Source organism: uncultured Leptotrichia sp. (assembly GCF_938036635.1).
GTDB lineage: Bacteria > Fusobacteriota > Fusobacteriia > Fusobacteriales > Leptotrichiaceae > Leptotrichia > Leptotrichia hongkongensis.
Window position 1 is genome coordinate 1 of the sequence record NZ_CALHQO010000013.1, and the last position, 2,522, is coordinate 2,522.

Below are 2,522 nucleotides of genomic sequence, written 5' to 3' on the forward strand. Positions count from 1 at the left end.
CCCTATATTTTTTACTCTGTCTTTTTATACATAACTATATATTCAATTTATGCTTTATAAACAACAAGGGGGAATCCCCCTTGCAAATAGTATTTTTTCAGTTATTGTTAAGTTTGTCAAAATTAAACTCCATAAACTTTCATAAGTTCATCCATCTCTTTTTTCTCTTCCATTTCCTGAACTTTTTTTACAGATAATGCAATTGATTTTCTTTTTTCATTAATATCTGTAATTACAGCCTCAACTTTATCTCCAACTGAGAATTTTTCAGAAATATCCTTCAAAAATTCCTCTGTCAACTCACGTTTTGGTATAATCCCGTTAAATCTTTCTGTTAATTTAACAAGTACAAAATTTTCCTGAATTTCGACAATCTCAGTATTTACAATATTTCCTTTCTTATATTGTTCAATTGCTTCCTTCCAAGGTGATTTTTCTAATTGCTTGATACTTCCAGACAGTTTTTTATCAAGTTTATCAACTACAATTACTTTAAATTCGACTTCATCGCCAACTTTGTATTCTTTATGTTCTTTTTTATCCCATGAAAATTCGTTTTTATGAATAAAAACTTCTATTCCTTTTTCTAATTCCACAAAAATTCCATAATCCTGAACATTCATAATCTTTCCTTTAAATGCATTATCAAAGTCATAAGTTTCCTCAAGAACTTCCCATCTGTCATCAAGCAATGCTTTGGCACTTAAAGTAATTCTATTTTTTTCGTCATTAAAGTCAACTATTTTAAATTTGATTACATCTCCTGCTTTATATTTTGAAGTTAAATTGGCTTCTCTCTTGTATGACAAGTCAGACACATGTAAAAGTCCGTCAATATCTTTTTCCAGTGAAATTAATAATCCAAAGTCAAATACTTCTGTTATTGGTTTTTCAATAATATCTCCAATGTGGTATTTTTCCTTGACTGTATCCCAAGGGTTTTCTGATAATTGTTTTACACTTAACTTAACGTTTTTCTTTTCATCTTCAATTTGAATAATTTTTGCAGAAAATTTGTCTCCTTCCTTGTAGTTTTTAAGCTCTTTAGCACCATTATGCCAAGCCAGCTCTGAAACATGTACAAATCCAGAATTACCGTCAACAGTCACAACTATCCCAAAATCAAGTACATCCTTTACGACTGCTTCGACTACATCTCCTACATTATGGCTTGCCGCAAATGCAACCCAAGGATCTTCTGACAATTGTTTTATGCTTAATTTCAATCTATTTTTTTCAGCATCCTTTTCAATAATTTTAGCACTTATTTCATCACCAATTTTATATTTTTCAGTCAAATTATCCACTTGATCCCAAGAAATTTCAGATATATGAATAAATCCACTAGTTGCTCCCAAGTCCAAGATAATTCCAAAGTCAAATATCTCTTTAATTTTACCAGTAACAACATCTCCAATATTTACATTTTCTAAATATTTTTCTTCTTCAATTTTTATTAAGTCACTTCTTGAAATAGTTATATTGCTCTTATTTTTTTCCTTTATTAAAAATTTAAACTTTTGTCCTGTATAATCTTTATTTTTGTCAAATCTGGCAAGTGAAAATGGTAGAAATGCTTCATTTTTTCCAATTTTTACAGTGTATCCACCTTTAATTTTCTTAATAATTTCTCCTGTTACAATGTCATCTACATTAAATGATGCTAGTTCTTTTGCCTTATCCAACACAAATTTTGAAACAATGATGTTCTCATCATCTTCTCTTAAAACTTTTACTTCAATTTTATCTCCTATTTCAAAGTCTTTAACCTCGCTTGCATAAATTCTTCCTTCTTTCTTTGCATTCAAATCAAGAAAACCATAATCCAGTTCTTTTCTAGTAATAACTCCTTCTACTACATCTCCAGATTTTTTTTCTTCTGGTAAATAATCTTCCAATAATAATTCAAATTCTTTTTCGTTCATTTTGCACTCTAGAACTGCTATTAAAAGCCAGTTCTTCTCCCTTCTTTTTTATTTATAAAAATTATTCTTCAAAAAATTTATCAACTTCAATTATTTTTCTTAATTCTTCTAATAATTTCTTTTCATTTTCTATATTTTCTTCATTTTTTGAAATTGCTCTAAGCTTTAATTTTTCTCCCTTAGCTGCTCCAAGCATCATTACTCCAAATACATTCTTTGCATTTACAATTTCATTTTCTCCAACTTTTTCTATTTCCAAAGTCAAATCATATTTCTTTGCGATATTGACAATCTGCCCAGATGGTCTTGCATGAAGTCCTTGCTCATTTTTTATTTCCACAATAATTTCTGTCATAATTTGCCTTTTCTGTCTTTACCTACTCCCAAATCTATGTGAAGCAATGCACTGTAGAATTAAATAAATCAATTATAATTATTTATTTTAGTTTTTACACAATTATACTATACTTTAATTGTAAATCTATGTAAATAATATCATTTATTCAGTTAAAAATCAATGTCTATCTTATTATTTTTATAAATTTTTTAATAAATTACACCACAGTAATTATAATTTATGTTATTCTCATTTAAATA

General features: G+C 28.0%; 2 protein-coding genes. Both read right to left on the reverse strand.

Going from position 1 to position 2,522, the window contains the following annotated elements; genetic code table 11:
* Positions 1 to 122: 122 nt before the first annotated feature.
* A complete protein-coding gene (locus Q0370_RS00160) occupies positions 123 to 1,925 on the reverse strand; it encodes a S1 RNA-binding domain-containing protein (protein ID WP_299570450.1) in 1,803 nt (600 codons plus the stop codon).
* Between the two features lie 61 nt (positions 1,926 to 1,986).
* Complete coding sequence (locus Q0370_RS00165) at positions 1,987 to 2,280, reverse strand: HPr family phosphocarrier protein (RefSeq protein WP_299570452.1); 294 nt, start codon at positions 2,278 to 2,280, stop codon at positions 1,987 to 1,989.
* Between the last annotated feature and the right edge of the window lie 242 nt (positions 2,281 to 2,522).

Coding starts and splice junctions, on each gene's coding strand:
- Q0370_RS00160 (WP_299570450.1), bottom strand. CDS start 1,925: ATGAACGAAAAAGAATTTGAATTATTATTGGAAGATTATTTACCAGAA.
- Q0370_RS00165 (WP_299570452.1), bottom strand. CDS start 2,280: ATGACAGAAATTATTGTGGAAATAAAAAATGAGCAAGGACTTCATGCA.